At 73.3% G+C, this 2,475-nt stretch carries 3 protein-coding genes; all 3 read left to right on the top strand.

What is annotated here, in order from left to right; all coding sequences use genetic code 11:
- Window positions 1-439 (top strand): hypothetical protein (locus tag H5J29_RS29125; protein WP_220188076.1); only part of this gene is annotated, 439 nt, incomplete at its 5' end.
- Window positions 440-534: 95 nt separating this feature from the next.
- A complete protein-coding gene (locus H5J29_RS29130; RefSeq protein ID WP_181784183.1) occupies window positions 535-1,116 on the top strand; it encodes a DinB family protein in 582 nt (193 codons plus the stop codon).
- Between the two features lie 52 nt (window positions 1,117-1,168).
- Window positions 1,169-2,374: a cytochrome P450 gene (locus tag H5J29_RS29135; protein ID WP_181784184.1), complete on the top strand. Its 1,206-nt coding sequence runs from the start codon at window positions 1,169-1,171 to the stop codon at window positions 2,372-2,374.
- The last annotated feature ends 101 nt before the right edge of the window (window positions 2,375-2,475 follow it).

The following is a 2,475-nucleotide window of genomic DNA, read 5'->3' on the forward strand; positions in this document are numbered from 1 at the left end:
GTTCGCCAGCCTGCGGCCGATGTGGTCGTACTGCAGGTCGATGGCCACGCCCCAGGCGGTGACCTTCGCCGGGAGCGTGACCTCCTTCCAGCTGGTCTCCGGCCTGCCGCAGTGGGGCCCGGCGAGCCAGGCGCGGCTCGGCCGCACGGTGTTCCAGATCCGCGCGGACGGCACCTTCCTGATGGTGCAGCCGGACGGCTACCCGGCACTCGTGGGCCGGATGGACGGCAACGGCACGTTCCGGGCGCAGGCCTCCAGCTCCGTCGGGTCGACGGCGTCCACCCAGGTCGAGGTGATCGGCCGGCTGGACGCGCGGCGGGCCACGATGTCGCTGACCTACGCCTCCGGTGGGGCGATGGCCGCCGTCGTCAACGGTACGCACTTCGGGTCGAACAGCACCAAGGTCTTCCGCGCCACGCTGGCGCTGCGGACCGCGTAGCCGCGGCCCTTCCCCTGCGCGGTGGGTAGCGCTCCGGCGCTGCCCACCGCTCGCCGCGCGGAAACCGTCGGGGGTCTCCCCTAGCCTCCGACGGCATGACGCGCACCCTCACCACCGAACTGGCCGAGCAGCTCACCTTCCACTGGGAGGGGTTCCTGCGGCCGAAGCTCGTCGGGCTGACGGACGAGGAGTACCTCTGGGAGCCCGCGCCGGGCTGGTCCGTGCGTCCGGCCGGGAGCCCGGAGGCGCCTCACCTGCAGGTCGGCAGCGGGGACTTCCGGATCGACTTCGCCTTCCCCGAGCCCGATCCCCCGCCGGTGACGAGCATCGCGTGGCGGCTGGGGCACGTGGTCGTCGGCGTCTTCGGGGCCCGCACCGCCTCGCACTTCGGTGGACCGCCGGTCTCCTACGACTCGCACGCCTACGCGGGCACGGCCGCGGAGGCCCTCGCCCAGCTGGACGCCGCGTACACGGGCTGGATCGAGGGCGTCGAGAAGCTGGACGCCGAGGCCCTCGCCCGCCCGGTCGGACCCGCCGAGGGTCCGTACGCCGAGTACCCGATGACGACCCTGGTGCTGCACATCCACCGGGAGGCGATCCACCACGGCGCGGAGGTCCTGCTACTGCGGGACCTGTACCGGTCTCAGGCGCGCCTCAGCGGAACCCCAGCCGGATGAGGCGCGTCGTGTGAGAGTCGACTCTCGTCCGACGCCGATCGGGGAGGCACCGATGACCCAGTCCGCCACACCCACCCTCCCGCTGCACATGCGGCGGGACCGCTTCGACCCCGTGCCCGAGCTGGGCGCGCTGCGGGAGGAGGCGGGCGTGCGGAAGGTGCGCACGCCGATGGGGATCGAGCCGTGGCTCGTCACGCGCTGGTCGGAGGTGCGGGACGTGCTGGGCGACCACGCCCGGTTCAGCAACGTCTGGCAGCCGGGGGCCGCGATGCCCGGGATGCCGGAGCGGAGCCCGGAGGAGATCGCCCGCATGCAGGCGGGCAACCTGCTCGCCCACGACCCGCCGGAGCACACCCGGCTGCGCAAGCTGCTGACCGGCGAGTTCACCGGGCGGCGGATGCGCAGGCTGGAGCCGCGCGTGCAGGCGATCGTGGACGAGCACCTCGACGCGATGGAGCGGAAGGGCCCGCCCGCGGACCTGGTCGCCGACTTCGCGCTGCCGGTGCCGTCCCTGGTGATCTGCGAGCTGCTGGGCGTGCCGTACGAGGACCGCGCGCAGTTCCAGGACCGCTCGGGGAAGCTCCTCGACCTCTCGCTGCCGATGCCCGAGCGGATGGCCGCCCAGCGCGAGCAGCGCCGGTACATGGCGAGCCTGGTCTCGCGCGAGCGCGCGGACCCCGGCGACGAGCTGATCGGCATGCTGATCCGCGAGCACGGGCCGGAGGTGAGCGACGACGAGCTGATCGGGATCTCGAACCTGCTGCTGATCGCGGGGCACGAGACCACGTCGAACATGCTCGGGCTGGGCACCCTCGCCCTGCTGCAGCACCCGGACCAGCTCGCCCTGGTGCGGGACGACCCGGAGGCCGTGGGCCCCGCGATCGAGGAGCTGCTGCGCTGGCTGTCGATCGTCCACAGTGGAACGTTCAAGGTGGTCACGGAGGACACCGAGATCGCGGGCACCCCGATCCCCGCGGGCGATCTGGTGATGTTGTCCCTGCCCGCCGCCAACCGCGACCCGGCCCTGGTCGGCGACCCGGACCGGCTCGACGTCCGGCGGGGCGCGTTGGGGCACGTCGCCTTCGGGCACGGGATCCACCACTGCCTGGGCGCCCCGCTGGCCCGGATGGAGATGCGGATCGCCCTCCCGGCACTGCTCACGCGCTTCCCGGAGCTGCGCACCGCCTCGGACGAGGAGCACTTCCGCTCGTTCACCGTGGTGTACGGCATGGAGTCGCTGCCGGTGACCTGGGGTTAGCTGATCGCCGTGCGGGCGGACGCCCGGCACAACCCCGAGCGGATCGTCCGGGTCGCGATCGCCGGGCTCGGGGCGAGCGGGCGGCCCCTGCGGCTCGACGA

The sequence above is a fragment of the Pseudonocardia pini genome (genome assembly GCF_013870575.1).
GTDB classification, from domain to species: Bacteria; Actinomycetota; Actinomycetes; order Mycobacteriales; family Pseudonocardiaceae; genus Pseudonocardia; species Pseudonocardia pini.

What these genes read in the sequence shown, in the direction of transcription:
- H5J29_RS29135 (WP_181784184.1), top strand. Translation starts at nt 1,169, where the DNA reads ATGACCCAGTCCGCCACACCCACCCTCCCGCTGCACATGCGGCGGGAC.
- H5J29_RS29130 (WP_181784183.1), top strand. Translation starts at nt 535, where the DNA reads ATGACGCGCACCCTCACCACCGAACTGGCCGAGCAGCTCACCTTCCAC.